Here is a 17,438-nt window from a genome sequence, read left to right as displayed (position 1 = left end):
ACACCTAAAATAGCTCAATATCCGTTTTATTGTCTTGAGCCTCAATGTCATGTAAGTAACGCACTTCACGTTGTTCAATTGTGTTATTGTGCATGGTTCGTAACTTTTTCACTTGCGCTTTGCCACTTTGAGGATGAAAGATAACTTTTCTTGGCCAGGGGCCGCCTACATCCTGTGAAATCAAATTTAAACTTTCCTCTTCCACATAGGCTTGAGCAAACCTGATATTACCTTCTCCGATATCAGTCATAGCGCTAATAATTTTTCCGCCGCCAAAAAGTTTAATTTTTAAATTGCTTCTAGACGCCCCATTTTTGAGTACTTCATTTATCAGATACTCCATCGCCCAGTTACCGTAACGGCAATTTAGGTCATCCGCATGCACTTCTCTTAGTGCCTTTGCTCCGGGTAACATAAAGTGATTCATACCACCTATCCCCAATTTCTCATCATATACGCAAGCGGCAATGCAGGAACCTAGTACAGTCGAAATCAGTTCATCCTGCTTAGATACATAAAACTCCCCCGGAAGTACTTTTGCAACGACTTTGGCACGCCCTGAATCCCAAAAGCGTTTTACATGCTCGAAGCCTCTGAGAACGGGTCTAAACTCTCTCATTCAACTGGCCTTTTTGATAAATGGTTTTACCTAAATTTTTAAATTCTAGGTGCTCTTTTCCCATCGTTTCGGAGTGCCCTATAAGTAAGTAACCATTGGGAACTAACATGTCATGATATTGCTCAAACAATTTATCTTTTGTTTCTTTATCAAAATAAATCAAAACATTACGACAGAAAATAACATCAAAGGGCCCTTTCATTGGCCATGGTTCTAGAAGATTAAGTCGTTTAAAATGGATGAAGGATTGCAATTTAGGCTTCACTTTATACATTGCTCCATCAGCACTTCTAAGAAACCATTTTTTGAGCTTATCTTCGTCTAAACCCGTGACGTTATTTGCCGTATATTCTCCAAGACTCGCTTTGCCTAAGACATTGGAATCTAAATCTGTTGCCAGTACTTTGACATCCCAACCATTAGGAAAAGCATTCGCAATGGTCATCGCAATACTATAGGGTTCTTCACCTGTGGAGCACCCGGCAGACCAGATCCGGACTCTTCTGTCGTGTTTGTGTCTGGCAATAATTTCGGGAACTATTTTCTTTGTTAGAAATTCGAAGTGATGATTTTCCCGAAAAAATGAGGTTAAATTGGTCGTAATTGCATTGATAAAATGACTAAATTCAACATCTTGATTTTCTTCCAAAAACGACAAGTACGCCTCAAATGATTTTAGCCCATTGGCTCTTATGCGCCTTGCCAACCTTGAGTAAACCATTTCCCTTTTATGCGGCCCGAGTACTATGCCGCATGTGTCATAGACTCGAGCCGAAATTTCGGAAAAATCCTTATCGGTCAACAGAAACTCTCGCATCGTCGTATTCCTTCAGCCAACCCCCACTACGGAATTGATCTATTGCCTAACCCTAAAACTCTTCCCACTCTTCCGAGTCATCTGCAAACTGATTACTTTTCGTGTTTTGCTGAGGGGGCTTATTAGAGTTCATTGTCCGTTTTGGTAATTGCTTTTCTGGCGCTTTATAGTTCTTCGGTGACTCAGACATTTCTAAGCTACGGTGTGAAGATTCATCAAGAGTGAAGAAGTTTAATAATCTTCTCATATCATTTGCTTGCTCAGCCATCGACTCCCCTGCGGCTGACGCTTCTTCAACTAAGGCAGCATTTTGCTGCGTCATTTCATCCATTTGTGACACTGCTTTATTAACCTGCTCAATACCTGAACTCTGCTCAATCGACGCTTCAGCAATGTCAGAAATCATGTTTGTCACCCGCTTAACAGACTCAACTATTTCTTTTAGCGTTTCACCAGATTCATTAACCAGTAACGTACCATCTTCAACCTTACTTACACTGTCTCTGATCAGATCTTTAATCTCTTTCGCCGCTGCTGCAGAACGCTGAGCTAGATTACGGACCTCACCCGCGACCACTGCAAAGCCTCTACCTTGTTCTCCGGCTCTGGCAGCTTCAACGGCTGCGTTTAATGCCAATAGGTTTGTCTGGAAAGCGATTTCATCAATAACGCCTATAATGTCGGCAATTTTCTTACTTGAATCATTAATTTCAGACATGCTTTCAACTGCGCGTGTGACTACTTCACCGCCTTTGGTCGCCTTATCACAAGTCTCTTCGGCCAACTCATTAGCTACTTTCGCGTTATCTGCATTTTGTCTAACTGTGCTCGTCATTTCTTCCATGCTAGAAGCTGTTTCTTCTAGTGAGGAGGCTTGCTCTTCAGTTCGCTGACTCAAATCCGCGTTACCTTGGGAGATTTCATCAGCACCACTAGCAACCAAGTTTGCAGAAGTACGGATCCGGCCAAGTACCTCAGTTAACTTCTCAGCGGTAGTATTGGCATCTTTTTTAAGTTTTTCGTATGCTCCACGGTATTCACCTTCAATACGTCTGGTTAAATTACCAGTTGCTAAGGCGTCTAACATGTCCCCCATATCTGTAACCGTTTCATCAACTGTAGACACTAAACTATTTAACCCTTTGGTTAGTCGTAAGTAGAAGCCATCTTTCCCATCTTCTGATAAACGAACACTAAGATTACCGCCATTAGCCGACTGAACTAGGCCATTCACCTCTTTCTCAATTGTGACTTCTTTGGTTCTATCTTCCCATTCGACAACGGTGCCTACGCGTTCGTTATTACCATCAAATATCGGATTAGCGACTAGGCCAAAGGTTCTTCCGCCGACAACGATTTCCGTTTTATACTCGGTTTCAAGTCGAGAGAGCATACTGCGTTGGTGACTTGGATTACGGTGGAATACATCAATATTCGCTCCCATAAGGTGGTTACTATCAAAATTAGGCAGGTCACGCCTTAAATCGCTTTCAGCATTTCTCATCATATCTTTCACTGCACGATTCAAGTAAACGATCTCAAACTGCTCATTTGCTATCATCGTATTCGTTGAAACGTTATCTAATGCTCTTCGGACGCGCAAGTTTTCAGCTGCGGCAGTTTTTTCTTCCTCTTCACGAACTAAACGCTCTGTTTTGTCGTCCCACTCAACGACGGTACCAATCCGCTTTTTCTCTTCATCAAACACCGGGGTCGCAATTAAGCCAAAGGTAAAGCCAGCAACTTTGATATCTGTGCTGTATACATCGCTCAGCTTCTCAAGGAGGTTTCTTTGATGGCTGGGGTTTGCATGAAATACATCAATACATTGCCCTACAAGTGTATCCACATCAAAGTTCGGTAATGATTTTCTAAGCTGCGTTTGATTGTCTCTGAGCATTCGCACAACCGAATCATTAACATAAATAATATTCAACCCTTCGTCCGCTAGCATTACGTTTGCCTGACAAACGTCCAGCGCGCTCGATATACGAGCATTGTGGCTCGCCAAATCCGCCTGCTTTTTCTCTAACGCTAATTCTCTTGTAAGGTCTTTCCACTCAACTAAAGTCGCGATCCTTTGTCCTTCATCATCGAAAACAGGCGTGGCAATAAGATCAAAGGTCAAACCTGCCACTTTGATTTGTGTGACATATGGACGGGTCAAATTAGCTAGTATGCCTCTCTGATGGCTCGGGTTTTTATGGAACGTATCAATGTTGGCACCAATCAAGCTATCAACATTAAAACCAGGTAACTCTTGCTGTAACTTAGCCTGATTTTTACGCAGCATACTGGTTACGGAGTCGTTCAAATACACAATGTTGAGAGAGGCATCTGCAAGCATAACATTGGCCTGACAGACCTTTAAAGCTAGCAACAAACTATGGCTATGGTCTTGACTATCTGCCGCGTCACCACTTAATAAATTAGCAACTGCTTTGTATAAAGATGATTGACGTGACGCATTACTTGCATTGAGCAAGCTAGCATCTTTGCTCTCGATCGCGGGAACAATTTCCTCAACATCTTGCAACTTAGAAAGCAGAATGTTTGCGCTTTGCTTAAGTAGTAAAATTGCCAGCACCACACTAACAGCTGCTATAACCATCGCCACATAGGCTTGTGTAGACATATTAATATTCAACATTTGAACACTAATTGCCAAGCCCACAAATATTATGGCACCCGCTATCAGAACCCTATTGTTGAGTTGACTTGCTAATGCTTGATCGCTCATGTTATCCCCCGACAACCAATTGCTCATTCTGCTTTACTTCAAGATCTAATATCTTTTTCAAATTTAAAAGTACGACCATTTTTTCACCAACATTTACAAGTCCTTGTACAAATTGACTATTTTCCGAGTCTTGAAAATCTGGAACATCCTTCGCTGTTTCTTCGTTGATGCTGTATACGTCAGATACCGCATCAACAACTAACCCCATAATTTTTGTTGCCTCTTTTATTACAACGGAGACAACGATAACCACAGTTAGCGCTCCATATTCGATTTGCGGTAAGCCGAATCGAACCCTTAAATCTATGATTGGCACTATCGTGCCACGTAAATTAATCGCACCGTTCACATACTTAGGAGCATTTGGAATTGCAGTGACTTCTTCCCACCCTCTGATTTCCTGTACGGCCAGAATATCCATGCCATATTCTTCTCCCGCCATCATAAAGGTGAGAAATTGTGTATCGTCATCTCTGTCTGCAAGCATGACTTGTTCATTAATCGAGGCTTTTTCAGTGATCATGACACCACCTCATCTAACTCTTGTTCTACTAATAACTCTTGAGTTCCTGGACGCTTTAAGCCACTCAGTTTGATAAGACCACTAATATCAACAATTAAAGAGACTCTTCCATCACCTAAAATTGTCGCCCCTGAGATCCCATTTACTTTCTGATAATTCGCTTCGAGACTTTTAATAACGACCTGTTGTTGCGCTAGTAAATCATCCACCAACAATCCCACTTTGTGATTATCACTCTCTACAACTACTAACAGTGTTTTATCCAACTCTTCTATTGCACCACCATGGTTAAATAGTTGATATAGCCTTAGTATTGGTATGTATTCATCTCGTAACCGAAGCACCTCTAAACCATTACCTACTTTGCTCACTTTTTTAATATCTATTTGTAAAGACTCAACAATAGAAATAAGTGGAATGATGTAGGTATGCTTTGCAACTTTAACCAGTTGACCATCAAGAATGGCCAGCGTTAATGGCAGCCTAATCGTAAATGTCGAGCCAACCCCTTTTGCAGAGGTCACTTCGACGCTGCCGTTTAATGCTTGAATATTTCGTCGAACAACATCCATACCTACGCCGCGACCAGAGATATCACTCACTTCATCAGCTGTTGAAAACCCTGGCCTAAAAATAAGTTCATTAACCTCTTCAATAGTCAGCTCATCAGTTGCTTGAATTAGGCCATTGGCAATTGCTTTACTTTTTATTTTTTCGGTATTCAAGCCTCTGCCATCATCCATGATTTCAATCACAATATTTCCACCTTGGTGGAAAGCATTCAGTGTCACCGTACCTACGGGATCTTTTCCGGCTTTTATTCTGTCTTCCGGTGTTTCTAAGCCGTGATCCAAAGAGTTTCTTACTAAATGAACCATAGGATCGGAAATTTTTTCCATCACGGTTTTATCTAATTCTGTTTGCTCTCCTAGCAGTTTTAGCTCAACCTGTTTATTCAACTTCTGTGACGTATCTCTTACTAAACGGGGAAATCGGCTGAAGACAAAACTAATAGGTAACATCCTGATACGCATTACATTTTCTTGTAAATCGCGCGTGTTATGGGCTAATTGAGCGAGGCCTTCTTGCATCGCAGCAAGCGTATTTTCAGTCGGTTCTTGCTCGCCTAATTGAGTCAACATAGCTTGGGTAATAACCAACTCCCCTACCATATTGATAAGCGAATCAACTTTATCAATCCCAACACGGATCGAAGTCGATTCTGCTGATTTCTTGCTAGCCTCAGGCTTAGCTTTTGTCGCTGAGGGTGTTTTTGGTACATCAATATTTTGAGTGTCGTTGCTCGACGCTTCTTTCTTCTCACTCTCTGGTTCTGGCGTTGTGGAGACACTCACATCATCTTCAAATAAACCACCACATAAGGTAATAGAAATTTCAGCATCATCTTCAACCCACTCAAATACTTCTTTAATCGCCGATTCTGGATGACTGGTTGTTAAGTATAACCTCCAACTGAGGTAGCAATCCTCTGGATTGAAGTCATCAATCTCAGGTATAGCATCACAAAACGCATGAGTTTCTAAATCCCCCAATTCTGACAGCTCACTTAACATATAAAGCGGCTCGTTACCGGTTTTAAACAAATGAGGGAGCGGTTTAAAGTCTATTTGATAGGTTTGAGATTCTTGCCCTTGAGGTGTGCTATCGGCAGTATCTGAGCTAGCACTCTCTTTACCACCTAAAATCTCTTCAAATTTAACTTTCAACTCATTCGCATTGGAAAGATCTGGCTCTTCTTCGGCTTGTAATGCGGTTAATAAGGCCCTTAAACAATCAACGGATTGGAGCAGCAAATTGACATGTTCAGCGGTCAACTGTCGACGCCCATCCCTGATCTGATCGAGTAAGGTTTCCAAAACATGCGTGAAGTTAGCGACAGAAGTAAAACCAAATGTTCCACTGCCACCTTTAATGCTGTGTGCTGCGCGAAATATAGTATTGATCGTTTCTGAGTCTTCATGGCCTGGCTGTAAATTCAGCAGCTCAGCTTCCATTATGTCTAGACCTTCAAAGCTCTCTTCAAAAAAGACATCAAAAAATTGGCTTAAATCAATACTCATATCGACGCCTCTCTGTATCTATCTTATGACTTTTTTCAATACCGCTAGTAGTTGTTCAGGGTTGAATGGCTTCACTATCCAACCTGTTGCTCCCGCCGCTTTACCTTCTGTTTTTTTATCTAACCCCGACTCAGTTGTCAGCATCAGTAAAGGGGTGAACTTATAGTTGGGTAAGCTGCGCAGCTCTTTAATAAGAGTGATCCCATCCATTACAGGCATGTTTACATCAGAGATCACGGCATCGAACCCTTGTTGCTTAGCAATAGATAGCGCTTCACTGCCATCTTTGGCTTCCGTGACATCAAAACCTGCTTTTTTCAAAGTAAAGCCAACCATTTGGCGCATTGACGCCGAATCATCCACAGCTAAAATCTTTTTCATATTCACCTCTTAATTTTCAATACTATGGAATAAATAATGGGTTAATCCCAACTCATCTACCGCCTGCGCTAAAGCGTCACTTTCACCATGCCATACAATTTTATGTTCTAAAGAGAGCAAGTGTTTCTGTACGGCACAGAGCAGTTGTATAGACGCTGTGTCGGCTCTTTGCACTTCACTAATATCAATCGTGATGTCTGATGTTTCCATAGAGTCTTGGAAAATCTGATGGTACAGGCTTTCCACATGGTTAATCGCCATTTCAGGTGGAAGTTTCAACATGAGCTGAAGACTATCCTTGTAAAAATGAGTAATAAAATTAGCTTAGACCGTGATGGTAAAAATGCCACAAAGATTGATTAAAAATCCGCAAATAATTAAAGCGTTAGAGGTAAGATAGTACAGCGACACTGGGGTCGACCAGTGCCGATATAAGACTAATTGATGATCTTCTCTAGGTCAGCGAGAAGTAGTTTGTCATCGATTGTAGGGACAGCTCCAGCTGTATGTGTAGGTTTGAAAATAGCCTCAAGCTGGCCTTTAGGGTTAATTAATGCTACAGACGCACTATGATCAACATAATACTCTTCTGTCTGTTCCTGATTTATTGCGTAGATTAAACCGAGATCTCTCACAAAAGGAAATAAAGCCGAATGATCGGCAGATACCGCTTTAAAATTAGGATCAAAGTGCTTGATGTAGGCTAAACGCCTCTCTTCAGTATCTCGGTTAGGATCGACCGATACAAACCATACTTGTAAGTCACTTTTGTTTTTTACGGATTGATATACGTGAGTTAGCTTCAACAGCGTCATAGGACACACGTCGGGACAGCTAGTGTAACCCAAAAACAGCAAGTTCCATTTATCGGTAAAGTCTTGATTTGAGACTACCTCACCGTATTGATCCCTTAATTCAAACGCTTTCACGTCCTTAGGCTTAGGGTACCAAACCACTTTTTCCGACACATCTGGCGCAGGCCCACAACCAAACAGAATTAACATAGAGATAATTAAGAAAAATTTTTTCATATAAATGCTTTATCCACAAAGAGTGCAATGAACACTATCAAAAGATGCCAGATAGAGAAATAGAATACCCTCATAGCATACTCTAAACTATTTGTTCTCATAAGCTTTGTGGCTTTGTAAATAAAAGCGACATTTGCTATGCCGGAGACCAGCAAGTAGATCCAACCAGACATTCCCACTAGGTAAGGTAGCAAACAGACTAAAGTCAAAATGATGGTATAAAATAGCACACAGAGTTTTGTAAATTCGTTTCCATGCGTTACTGGTAACATGGGGACTTCGGCTTTTTCGTAATCTCGTTTACGAGCAATAGCTAATGCCCAAAAGTGGGGAGGTGTCCAAGCAAAAATGATCATTACTAACAACCAAGGCTCTGCACCAAGCTGACCAGTCTCACTGACCCAACCTAACAGAGGTGGCATCGCTCCTGCTAACCCCCCTATTACTATGTTTTGAGGTGTTGCGCGCTTTAACAATAACGTATAAACCACGGCATAACCGAATAGCGCGGCTAAGGTAAGTAGCGCACATAACTGATTGGCGAAAATAGTTAATAGAGCATATCCTGAAATTGCGAGGCCCGTCGCGAAGATTAAAGCTGATGATACAGAAACGGAGTCTGTCGCTAACGGTCGGTTTCGTGTTCGCGCCATCTTTTTATCTATTTCTCTATCCACGATATGATTTACAGCTGCTGCACTACTTGAAAGTAAACCAATGCCAAACAAATTCATTAACTGTGCCAATAATGTTTTATCACTTTGCGGTGCTAACATCATCCCGACCCAAGCAGTAATAACTAACATACATACTACTTTGAACTTACACATGCCAAAGTAGGCTTGTAATAGCGTAGTTGCTTTTTGAAGCTCTGAAAAATTAGTTAATTGAAGCATATTTCACCCCTACTTTTTGCGCCAAGCTGATAAAAAAGCATAATCTCACCATTGCTAATAACACCATAGCTGCCATGAAGTTATGGAATAGTGTCAACAATAGAGGAAACTGAAAATGTACTATTGCAGCCCCAACCAAAACTTGTATAGAAACTAAAGCTAAAACGACAAGCGCTGAGTGTCGGAGTACTCGGTTTTGACTTGCTTTAAGCAGTGGCCAGCATGCAGCAAGTAACATTAAAACGGTAATAACTGCCCATATCCGATGGATAAAGTGAATAGATACTCTAGATTCGAATGGCAAAACACCAAACTCATAAGTCGCTGAAGCTTCAGGAAGCGTAAATAAACTCTGCCAAGAGAAAAGTTGCAGATTGTCACATAGCGGCAAGCCTGTACAATGTGGAGCAGCATAATTGGCTGCAAGCCACCCACCAAGCGCAATTTGTATAATCAACACACCAAGAGCCACATAACATAAACGACAGGTAAGGCTAGTTACACTAGCAGTAATAGTGGTGTATTTCAGCCTTAAAACCAATAACACCAGCAATGCAAGAATACTAAACCCACCTAGTAAATGACCCATCACAATAACTGGCTGTAAATTCATCGTCACGGTCCACATCCCAAGTGCCCCTTGAAATAACACAAGCAATAGCAGTAAGTAGTAGTGACGATTAGGGCTTTTTGTTTTTTGCTTCTTGAACAGCCTTATGCATGCAAGTGCCAAAATAAGTAACCCGAGGAAGCTGGCAAAATAGCGATGGATCATTTCAATCCAAGCTTTTTCTTCTTCCACTTCTAAATGTGGAAAATTGTCTTTCGCCGCAGATAGTTCATGAGTCTCATTTGGTACTGTTAAAAAGCCGTAACACCCAGGCCAATCTGGACACCCAAGTCCCGCATCACTTAAACGCGTGAAGGCGCCAAGTGTCACTACCGTTATTGCGACGAAACAGGCAAATATTGCGATTTTTATTCTTACCTTGGACATATTTACCTCCTAACTTGAACGAGAGTAGTTCAATAATTTCTTCAGATCACTCAGTAGCCCTTTTTGTACACTTCGTATTTCTTCTAAGCTTGCTACTGGTGCATACTTAAGTACAAATAACCCTGTTTTATCAACTAGGTAGAGATAGTTATCATCTAACTGGTTGAGGTATATCGGCAAAGAAGTAGCGTACTCAATACCTTTTTCATTTTGCTCTTGTAATACCACAAGCGATACTTTCTGCTGGTTTTTCCCCAGCGCTAAATACAAATTAGGTAAGCTATCTAGTAGTAAAGAACATTGCTTATTACACTGCTTTGGTCGCTGATAAACGATACTCCACTCAGTATCTAAAACCAGCTCTGATTGGCGAACCTCCTGACTTAAAAATTCACCGTGATTAGTCGTACTATGTGGTATCCAGCCGACCTTCAAGGCAACAAATGCCAATAGTAAGGGGAATACGAACAGCCCTATAAACCATGCCGCGCTTTTAGACATCTTTATTCTCCTTTTTTGAAAGTTTCCAGCCAATTACTACCGCGGCCAAGGCAATAAGCAACCACTGTAATGCATAAGCTTCATGTTTTTGCGGTGACATTACGACCGGTTGATAATGGGGCTCAGTCCCAGCAAGTCTATTTTTAGTCATGTAGGCAATTAGAGGTAAAAGAGGTTTACCTGACTCCGCAGACAAGTAATCAACATCAATATACTGAATCACAGATTGTTTTGTTGTCTCCTCAGCCGCAGACTTAGCTAAGGTGAACCGCTTACTAGCACTAGATTTGATATAGACAGGTAGAGAAACGGTGCCACTTGGAAGAGAGTAAACGGTAGGCACGCGACTAACCTGCTGAGGCACAAAACCTAAATTAACAGCTAGATACTCATCAGTTTCGGAAATTTTTATAATGCCAATTACATCAAAACCGACTCGGCCTTTCACGACTTGATTATCTAAATACCAAACCGCATCGCCTACAAAATTCCCTGTAATCGACACTTCAGCATTAACATATTGCGTGAGCGGCTGGGATGTTACTTGCTGCTCATTAGCCACGCCTAGCGATTTTTCAATCTCAACTTTATGCTGCAACACATGTTTTTGCTGCGCTCTTTGCCACTGCCAATAAGAGAGCGAGCCACATAAAAGAACAACGATTAATGCTGCCAATATGGGGGGTTTTGATCTACCTTTAAAAAGTGCACCTAAATCCATCGGACACCCCTTATGATTAAAATTATTATTGTTGTATTGCTACTACTCGTTTTTCTAAATCTATTTAGAGCTATGCTAGTCATGCTCAAGTCAGAGCAACAAGAGTCGATGGCGAGGCTATTGCAACAAAGAGTTTATGCATCAATAGCTGTCGTACTTCTAATCTGTCTTGCCGCTCAATTTGGCTTTATAAAGCTACACTCTTCACCCGTTGTTACAACACATAAACAAATACAAACAGGCACAACCAAACAACATCAACAAAATGCCAATACCAAGCCCCAGCTTGAAAAGCAAAGTGATTCTTAGCGGTAAAGTGACCCTTTAATACCCTTATCCATATAACGAAAAGAATGATCGCACCAAGTGTGACGTGAAAACCATGAAATCCTGTCAGCAAAAAGAACGTATTACCGTAAACTCCCGACTGGAGAGTTAGCCCCAGATCTTGGTAAGCGTGAATATACTCTTCCACTTGCAAGGTTAAGAATGCGACGCCAAGTAGTACTGTTAATCCTAAGAACGCCTTCACTTTCGCCCTTTGCTCTTTTTCTAAAGCTACGTGAGCAAAGCTAAGGGTTACTGATGATGCTAATAGAATAATCGTATTGATCAGCGGAAGTCCCTGCCAACCCATAGCTTGAGTTACAGTTCCATCTGGAGTTGTGAGCAATGGCCATACAGCTTCAAATTGAGGCCACAAAAACTCATTGGTACTGGCGTTATTACTTGCACCGCCTAACCACGGCACAGCTATCATTCGAGCATAAAAAAGTGCGCCAAAAAAAGCAGCAAAAAACATAACTTCGGAAAAGATAAACCATCCCATTCCTTGCTTGAACGAACGATCCATTTGGGCAGAATATAATCCAGTTTGAGATTCTTGGATCACATTCCTGAACCAACCAAAAATCATATAGATCAGCACAGCAATACCCACGAGCAGTAGCATTACTCCACTATTACTGGTTGATTTAAGTTGAATAATCGTTAAGCCAGCGCCAACAGCGATAAAGAAAAGCGCAAAAGCCCCTACGATTGGCCATGGACTTTGCTCAGGCACGTAATATTTTTCTTGTTCATGGTTCATATTTGAACTCCTCTCGAGTGGCCAGCATATTCAGTCCATCACTGTCTTGTTTGCTAACTCGCTCTGTAATATCAAACAACGTATATGAAAGCGTGAGTTCCTCAACATCACTTGGGAGCTCCGTATCTACATAGAACCTCAAGACAAACTCAACTTCTTCTTTGCCTTTCATTGGTTGCTGATCAAAACAAAAGCAGGCCATTTTGTGTAAATACTTTGCCGCTTTCCCTGGAGACACTGAAGGGATCGCTTGCAACACACGCTCACTATCACTCAAATTTTTTGCAATGAATTTGACATCGGTTAGCTTACCGGGTTGAATTCTAACCGAATGCTCGACTGCATCGACCTTAAATGGCGCCTGGCTTTGACTATGCGTTGTGAAGCTCACATCTACTTGTCGACTTTGCACAATTGACTCGCTCTGCTTGGCGATTTCCATGGATGGCTTACCATTTAGGCCTGTGACATCACAAAAAACGTCGTATAGAGGAACCAGTGCAAAGGCAAAAGCAAACATACCTAGCGTCAACAAAATTAGCTTCTTAAGCAGGCGTCCATGTTGCATTATTTAATCTCCGGTGGCGTTGAAAAGGTATGATAAGGAGCCGGAGATGGTACTTGCCACTCTAATCCCTCAGCCCCATCCCACACTTTCCCTGGGGCCTGCTCTCCACCTTTTATACATTTATAAACCACTGCAACAAACAACAGTTGAGAAAGACCAAAAGCAAACCCTCCGATACTAATGATCGCGTTGAAATCAGCGAACTGTAGAGCATAATCAGGGATCCGCCTTGGCATGCCAGCAAGACCAACAAAGTGCATAGGGAAGAACAATACGTTCACACTAACCAAAGAGAGCCAAAAGTGAAATTTAGCCAATTTGATATCAAACATGTGACCTGTCCACTTTGGTAACCAATAATATGCGGCGGCCATTATTGAGAATACTGCACCCGTAACCAACACGTAATGGAAATGCGCGACAACGAAGTAGGTATCGTGATATTGGAAATCTGCGGGCGTAATTGCTAACATCAAACCGGAAAATCCGCCAATTGTGAAAAGTACGATAAACGCAATGGCAAAAAGCATGGGCACCTCAAAACTAATAGCACCTCGCCACATTGTAGCTACCCAATTAAAAACCTTAACGCCAGTAGGCACAGATATGAGCATAGTTGCATACATAAAAAACAACTCACCAGCTAAAGGCATGCCCGTAGTAAACATATGATGAGCCCAAACGACGAACGACAACAGAGCAATCGACGCGGTTGCATAAACCATTGATGCATAGCCAAACAGTTTCTTTCTTGAAAATGTCGGTACTATCGTAGAGATTATGCCGAAGGCAGGTAATATCATGATGTACACTTCAGGATGACCAAAGAACCAGAATATATGCTGGAACATAACAGGATCACCACCACCTGCTGCATCAAAAAAGCTCGTTCCAAAGAACTTATCAGTCAATACCATAGTCACAGCGCCAGCGAGTACGGGCATAACTGCAATCAGAAGAAATGCAGTGATCAGCCAAGTCCAGACAAATAAAGGCAACTTCATCCATGTCATACCTGGAGCTCTAAGATTGACAATGGTCACGATAACGTTGATAGCACCCATAATAGAGCTAATACCCATTATATGGATCGCAAAAACAAAAAATGCTGTATTGTCATTGCTATACGTTGTAGATAGTGGCGCATAAAAAGTCCAACCGAAAGCAGGCCCGCCGCCTTCCAAAAATAACGACATCAGTAAAATTGCAAATGCAAAGGGTAGTATCCAAAAGCTCCAGTTATTCATTCTAGGTAGCGCCATATCAGGAGCTCCAATCATCATTGGGATCATCCAGTTGGCAAGGCCTGTAAATGCGGGCATGACTGCGCCAAATACCATTATTAGTCCATGTACTGTCGTCATTTGATTAAAAAAATGCGGATCTACAAGCTGCAACCCTGGTTGGAATAACTCGGCTCGGATCACCATCGCCATAGCACCACCGATTAAAAACATGCTTAGTGAGAACAATAAATACAGTGTTCCAATGTCTTTATGATTGGTGGTAAACAGCCAGCGCTTTAAGCCTTTGGGAGCTGTATGGTGTGAATGTTCTTCTACGATGGCACTCATTACTTACCCTCCTCTAATGCATCTATCTCACGCTGTATTTGACTTGGCTGAATAACATCGCCGGTGTCATTACCCCAGCTATTTCTTTTATAGGTGATAACCCCCGCGATCTGCTTGATTGTTAATTGCTTTGCGAAAGATTGCATCGCAGTTCCTGGGCGGCCTAAAAGGAGAATATCTATATGAGCTTTAATATCTCCAGTGACGACTTTACTCCCTTTCATTGCAGGGAAGACACCTGGTAGCCCAAGCCCCGTTGGTTGATGGCAAGCTGCGCAATAAGCCATGTAAGTTTGTTCACCAACCTCCATTAACTCCTCTTTCGAAAGAGTTTGTTGGGCTACTGCTTGTGACTCAGCTTCTGCTTTTGCTTTTTCAGCTTTAGCATCGTTAAGCCAACTATCAAATTTATCAGGACTTACAGCCTCGACGACGACTGGCATAAAGCCATGATCTTTGCCACATAATTCAGCACATTGGCCTCTGTAAATTCCTTCATCGTTGACCTTTGTCCATGCCTCGTTTATAAAGCCTGGATTGGCATCCTTCTTCACCGCAAAATCAGGCACCCACCAAGAATGGATGACATCATCTGAGGTCATCAAAAAGCGAACTTTCCTATCGGTGGGAATAACTAAATGCTTATCAACTTCAAGCAGGTAATTTTCATTTTTTTCTTTAAGATCACTAATTTCATCTTTCGAAGTAGAGAGTAAGGAATAGAACTCAACATCGTGCCCCATATACTCATAGTGCCATTTCCACTGAGAACCTGTGACTTTAATGGTCAGATCAGCTTTACTCGTGTCTTCCATAGCAATAAGCGTTTTTGTGGCTGGTATTGCCATACCAATGAGTATCAGGAAGGGAATTGCAGTCCAAAGTATTTCCACTTTGGTGCTTTCATGAAATTGCGCTGCAACAACGCCTTTTGACTTTCTGTGTTTTATAAGCGCCCAAAACATAATCCCAAACACAATCACACCTATGACACAACATATTAGAAATATGGTCATGTGAAGCTCATACACTTGATGACTAATGTCTGTAACACCTTGCCTCATATTATAAGCGCTGTTAGCAAGTGAGGGCATGGCGATTAGCACTGCGATGAATGCTACAACTAATCGACAAATTTTCATTTGACGTCTCCTTCAAGACAACTCGTGGTTGTCTTTTGTTATTATTGGATGACTGTCATATTGTCTATTTGTACATAGACTTACTGCACGACTATTAACCAATTAGTCAAAAAACAAACAAATTGCAAGATTTTTGAGAAGACCGACTTTAGAATCAAAACTGGGGACTATAGGGATTAAAACGAAGAATGATGAAAAATAGTGTATAAAGATCAGAAAACTAAAAATATTGCTAAATGATTAAAGTCACTATAATCATCCTACTTTCACATAGTTAGAAAAGTTAATTATCACTTTTTAAACAAAATATAGTTAAAGCAAGCGCAACTTTATCTTTAACGCTACGCTCGCTCTCAAAAACTACATCCAGTCAGCACTTCGGATAACGCCGACGGCTAACCCTTCAATGGAGAAATTTTGATGCTCAAGATCCACTTCAATCGCATTAAACTCTTCATTCTCAGCATGCAATAAGACTTTCTTTCCTTTCTTTTCAAAACGTTTAACTGTCACGTCCTCTTCTACACGAGCCACTATCACTTGGCCATTTTCAGCCACTTGAGTACTGTGAACAGCTAGTAGATCACCATCCATAATGCCAATATCCTTCATGCTCATACCATTAACTCTCAAAAGATAATCAGCATTAGGTTTAAAAAAACTCGCATCTACATTACAGTGACTTTCTACATGTTGCTCTGCCAGAATAGGCTCACCAGCAGCAACACGACCGATAATAGGTAAACCAAGTTGTTCGGATTCATCCTCTACAAGTCGAATCCCTCGGCTTGCACCAGGGACCATTTCGATAACTCCCTTTTTCGCAAGCGCCTTAAGATGTTCTTCCGCTGCATTTGCACTCTTAAAACCCAAAGCATCAGCTATTTCTGCACGAGTTGGAGGCATGCCAGTATCTTTTATGAATACTTTTATTAATTCAAAGATTTGTTCTTGTCGTTTTGTTAGAGGACGCATTAACTGGTGTTCCATACAGTGGTTTATTTACTGTAAGTATATACAGCTCAAAAAAAATCGCAAATGTTTCTTTATTCGACATATTTTAAGTGTACTTGCTGATAGCATTAATTAGAGTAGCATTTAACAAGAAGCGAAGTCTGTGCCTCAAAGCATAACCTACGACCCTAAGCAATAAGAAATAGATTATTAAGATTTTGGGCTGATAAACTACCTCCTACCATGTTGCATTGTGCTAATACTGTGCTGGGAGTGCATTCACTTAGGTATAGAAAAACCTCTATACCCCAAACAACAAAAAACCCGCCGCATTACTGCAACGGGTTTCTCTTATTTGGCCCTGGCGATGTTCTACTTTCACATGGGGAATCCACACTATCATCGGCTGGAAACTTTCATTGCAACCTATCGGTGGGTGAACCACCCCCTACCATATTGCGCTGTGCTGATACTGTGGTGGGAGATGTATGGACTCCTCCCCCTTAACGGGAGAGTACGGTATAAAGATATTGCAAAACACTTTTACCAAATAAGGAGTCCATACATGACACAGTCTAATTTAATCGCTATCGACTTGGCAAAAAACATTTTCCAAGTAGCACAGCTGAAAGGCAATAAACTCAAGTTTAATAAGCCAATGAAACGCGAACCTATGTTGAGTTGCTAGCAAAAGCCGAGGGTTCAAAGGTCGTGATGGAAGCTTGCGGTAGCGCCCAGCATATTGCTCGCAAAGCGCTGTCGCTGGGGCATGATGTCATGTTGCTTCCCCCTAAATTTGTTAA

The 17,438-nt window shown here is 41.6% G+C and carries 19 protein-coding genes; 2 read left to right on the top strand and 17 right to left on the bottom strand.

All coding sequences use genetic code 11. The features are described 5' to 3' along the window. Positions 1 to 4 precede the first annotated feature (4 nt). The 12 genes from cheD to NH462_RS21235 all read right to left on the bottom strand — a co-directional run bounded on the left by cheD (position 5) and on the right by NH462_RS21235 (position 11,307). Positions 5 to 619 carry a chemoreceptor glutamine deamidase CheD gene (cheD, locus tag NH462_RS21290; RefSeq protein WP_010378457.1) on the bottom strand — a complete coding sequence of 205 codons (615 nt, stop codon included), beginning with the start codon at positions 617 to 619 and terminating at the stop codon, positions 5 to 7. Continuing rightward, positions 606 to 1,436 carry a protein-glutamate O-methyltransferase CheR gene (locus NH462_RS21285; RefSeq protein ID WP_010378455.1) on the bottom strand — a complete coding sequence of 277 codons (831 nt, stop codon included), beginning with the start codon at positions 1,434 to 1,436 and terminating at the stop codon, positions 606 to 608. Before NH462_RS21285 ends, cheD begins: the two co-directional genes overlap by 14 nt. Positions 1,437 to 1,488: 52 nt before the next feature. Next, positions 1,489 to 4,176, bottom strand: coding sequence for a methyl-accepting chemotaxis protein (locus NH462_RS21280; RefSeq protein WP_253107710.1), 2,688 nt, complete (start codon positions 4,174 to 4,176; stop codon positions 1,489 to 1,491). A 1-nt stretch (position 4,177) separates the two neighbouring features. Beyond that, complete coding sequence (locus tag NH462_RS21275; protein WP_010378450.1) at positions 4,178 to 4,699, bottom strand: chemotaxis protein CheW; 522 nt, start codon at positions 4,697 to 4,699, stop codon at positions 4,178 to 4,180. After that, on the bottom strand, positions 4,696 to 6,780 hold the full coding sequence (locus tag NH462_RS21270) for a chemotaxis protein CheA (protein WP_010378448.1): 2,085 nt from the start codon (positions 6,778 to 6,780) through the stop codon (positions 4,696 to 4,698). Before NH462_RS21270 ends, NH462_RS21275 begins: the two co-directional genes overlap by 4 nt. An 18-nt stretch (positions 6,781 to 6,798) precedes the next feature. After that, entirely contained in the window at positions 6,799 to 7,161 is a 363-nt protein-coding gene (locus NH462_RS21265) for a response regulator (protein WP_010378447.1), read from the bottom strand. A gap of 9 nt (positions 7,162 to 7,170) precedes the next feature. After that, entirely contained in the window at positions 7,171 to 7,443 is a 273-nt protein-coding gene (locus tag NH462_RS21260; RefSeq protein ID WP_010378445.1) for an STAS domain-containing protein, read from the bottom strand. Between the two features lie 155 nt (positions 7,444 to 7,598). Further along, positions 7,599 to 8,192: an SCO family protein gene (locus NH462_RS21255; protein WP_010378443.1), complete on the bottom strand. Its 594-nt coding sequence runs from the start codon at positions 8,190 to 8,192 to the stop codon at positions 7,599 to 7,601. Next, positions 8,189 to 9,088 carry a heme o synthase gene (cyoE, locus tag NH462_RS21250; protein ID WP_253107697.1) on the bottom strand — a complete coding sequence of 300 codons (900 nt, stop codon included), beginning with the start codon at positions 9,086 to 9,088 and terminating at the stop codon, positions 8,189 to 8,191. Before cyoE ends, NH462_RS21255 begins: the two co-directional genes overlap by 4 nt. Further along, positions 9,072 to 10,085 (bottom strand): COX15/CtaA family protein, encoded by a 1,014-nt coding sequence (locus tag NH462_RS21245; RefSeq protein WP_253107696.1) that lies wholly within the window; start codon positions 10,083 to 10,085, stop codon positions 9,072 to 9,074. Before NH462_RS21245 ends, cyoE begins: the two co-directional genes overlap by 17 nt. 9 nt (positions 10,086 to 10,094) lie before the next feature. Further along, positions 10,095 to 10,586, bottom strand: coding sequence for a transmembrane cytochrome oxidase associated protein (locus NH462_RS21240; protein WP_253107695.1), 492 nt, complete (start codon positions 10,584 to 10,586; stop codon positions 10,095 to 10,097). Then, the gene (locus NH462_RS21235) at positions 10,579 to 11,307 is read right to left on the bottom strand and encodes an SURF1 family protein (RefSeq protein ID WP_253107694.1); all 729 of its coding nucleotides are present in this window, start codon (positions 11,305 to 11,307) and stop codon (positions 10,579 to 10,581) included. Before NH462_RS21235 ends, NH462_RS21240 begins: the two co-directional genes overlap by 8 nt. A gap of 12 nt (positions 11,308 to 11,319) precedes the next feature. Between NH462_RS21235 and NH462_RS23085 the strand changes: the two genes are divergently transcribed. Then, on the top strand, positions 11,320 to 11,616 hold the full coding sequence (locus tag NH462_RS23085) for a DUF2909 family protein (protein WP_081629166.1): 297 nt from the start codon (positions 11,320 to 11,322) through the stop codon (positions 11,614 to 11,616). Here NH462_RS23085 and NH462_RS21230 read toward each other — a convergent pair. The 5 genes from NH462_RS21230 to lexA form a co-directional block, all read right to left on the bottom strand. Continuing rightward, complete coding sequence (locus tag NH462_RS21230; protein WP_253107693.1) at positions 11,522 to 12,397, bottom strand: cytochrome c oxidase subunit 3; 876 nt, start codon at positions 12,395 to 12,397, stop codon at positions 11,522 to 11,524. The two genes, NH462_RS23085 and NH462_RS21230, sit on opposite strands and share 95 nt — an antisense overlap. Beyond that, a complete protein-coding gene (locus tag NH462_RS21225; RefSeq protein WP_253107692.1) occupies positions 12,387 to 12,965 on the bottom strand; it encodes a cytochrome c oxidase assembly protein in 579 nt (192 codons plus the stop codon). The genes NH462_RS21230 and NH462_RS21225 overlap by 11 nt, the downstream gene beginning before the upstream one ends. Next, the gene (gene ctaD, locus NH462_RS21220; RefSeq protein ID WP_017219464.1) at positions 12,965 to 14,539 is read right to left on the bottom strand and encodes a cytochrome c oxidase subunit I; all 1,575 of its coding nucleotides are present in this window, start codon (positions 14,537 to 14,539) and stop codon (positions 12,965 to 12,967) included. The genes NH462_RS21225 and ctaD overlap by 1 nt, the downstream gene beginning before the upstream one ends. Continuing rightward, a complete protein-coding gene (gene coxB / locus NH462_RS21215; RefSeq protein WP_017219465.1) occupies positions 14,539 to 15,681 on the bottom strand; it encodes a cytochrome c oxidase subunit II in 1,143 nt (380 codons plus the stop codon). Before coxB ends, ctaD begins: the two co-directional genes overlap by 1 nt. 360 nt (positions 15,682 to 16,041) lie before the next feature. After that, a complete protein-coding gene (gene lexA / locus NH462_RS21210) occupies positions 16,042 to 16,656 on the bottom strand; it encodes a transcriptional repressor LexA (protein ID WP_010378434.1) in 615 nt (204 codons plus the stop codon). A gap of 544 nt (positions 16,657 to 17,200) precedes the next feature. On the opposite strand from lexA, the gene NH462_RS22955 reads away from it, so the two are divergent. Continuing rightward, a complete protein-coding gene (locus tag NH462_RS22955; protein ID WP_290442497.1) occupies positions 17,201 to 17,323 on the top strand; it encodes a hypothetical protein in 123 nt (40 codons plus the stop codon). Positions 17,324 to 17,438: the final 115 nt, after the last annotated feature.

Origin of the sequence: Pseudoalteromonas sp. OANN1, from assembly GCF_024124685.1 — a bacterium.
Lineage (GTDB): Bacteria > Pseudomonadota > Gammaproteobacteria > Enterobacterales > Alteromonadaceae > Pseudoalteromonas > Pseudoalteromonas piscicida.
This window is presented reverse-complemented; position numbering and strand designations above follow the sequence as displayed.

Excerpts from the sequence above, each read along its gene's own strand:
- NH462_RS21255 (WP_010378443.1), bottom strand. The coding sequence starts at position 8,192 with ATGAAAAAATTTTTCTTAATTATCTCTATGTTAATTCTGTTTGGTTGT.
- NH462_RS21245 (WP_253107696.1), bottom strand. The coding sequence starts at position 10,085 with ATGTCCAAGGTAAGAATAAAAATCGCAATATTTGCCTGTTTCGTCGCA.
- NH462_RS21235 (WP_253107694.1), bottom strand. The coding sequence starts at position 11,307 with ATGGATTTAGGTGCACTTTTTAAAGGTAGATCAAAACCCCCCATATTG.
- coxB (WP_017219465.1), bottom strand. The coding sequence starts at position 15,681 with ATGAAAATTTGTCGATTAGTTGTAGCATTCATCGCAGTGCTAATCGCC.
- NH462_RS21280 (WP_253107710.1), bottom strand. The coding sequence starts at position 4,176 with ATGAGCGATCAAGCATTAGCAAGTCAACTCAACAATAGGGTTCTGATA.
- NH462_RS21240 (WP_253107695.1), bottom strand. The coding sequence starts at position 10,586 with ATGTCTAAAAGCGCGGCATGGTTTATAGGGCTGTTCGTATTCCCCTTA.
- NH462_RS23085 (WP_081629166.1), top strand. The coding sequence starts at position 11,320 with ATGATTAAAATTATTATTGTTGTATTGCTACTACTCGTTTTTCTAAAT.
- NH462_RS21230 (WP_253107693.1), bottom strand. The coding sequence starts at position 12,397 with ATGAACCATGAACAAGAAAAATATTACGTGCCTGAGCAAAGTCCATGG.
- NH462_RS21275 (WP_010378450.1), bottom strand. The coding sequence starts at position 4,699 with ATGATCACTGAAAAAGCCTCGATTAATGAACAAGTCATGCTTGCAGAC.
- lexA (WP_010378434.1), bottom strand. The coding sequence starts at position 16,656 with ATGCGTCCTCTAACAAAACGACAAGAACAAATCTTTGAATTAATAAAA.
- NH462_RS21265 (WP_010378447.1), bottom strand. The coding sequence starts at position 7,161 with ATGAAAAAGATTTTAGCTGTGGATGATTCGGCGTCAATGCGCCAAATG.
- cyoE (WP_253107697.1), bottom strand. The coding sequence starts at position 9,088 with ATGCTTCAATTAACTAATTTTTCAGAGCTTCAAAAAGCAACTACGCTA.
- cheD (WP_010378457.1), bottom strand. The coding sequence starts at position 619 with ATGAGAGAGTTTAGACCCGTTCTCAGAGGCTTCGAGCATGTAAAACGC.
- NH462_RS21285 (WP_010378455.1), bottom strand. The coding sequence starts at position 1,436 with ATGCGAGAGTTTCTGTTGACCGATAAGGATTTTTCCGAAATTTCGGCT.
- NH462_RS22955 (WP_290442497.1), top strand. The coding sequence starts at position 17,201 with ATGACACAGTCTAATTTAATCGCTATCGACTTGGCAAAAAACATTTTC.
- NH462_RS21260 (WP_010378445.1), bottom strand. The coding sequence starts at position 7,443 with ATGTTGAAACTTCCACCTGAAATGGCGATTAACCATGTGGAAAGCCTG.
- NH462_RS21225 (WP_253107692.1), bottom strand. The coding sequence starts at position 12,965 with ATGCAACATGGACGCCTGCTTAAGAAGCTAATTTTGTTGACGCTAGGT.
- NH462_RS21270 (WP_010378448.1), bottom strand. The coding sequence starts at position 6,780 with ATGAGTATTGATTTAAGCCAATTTTTTGATGTCTTTTTTGAAGAGAGC.
- ctaD (WP_017219464.1), bottom strand. The coding sequence starts at position 14,539 with ATGAGTGCCATCGTAGAAGAACATTCACACCATACAGCTCCCAAAGGC.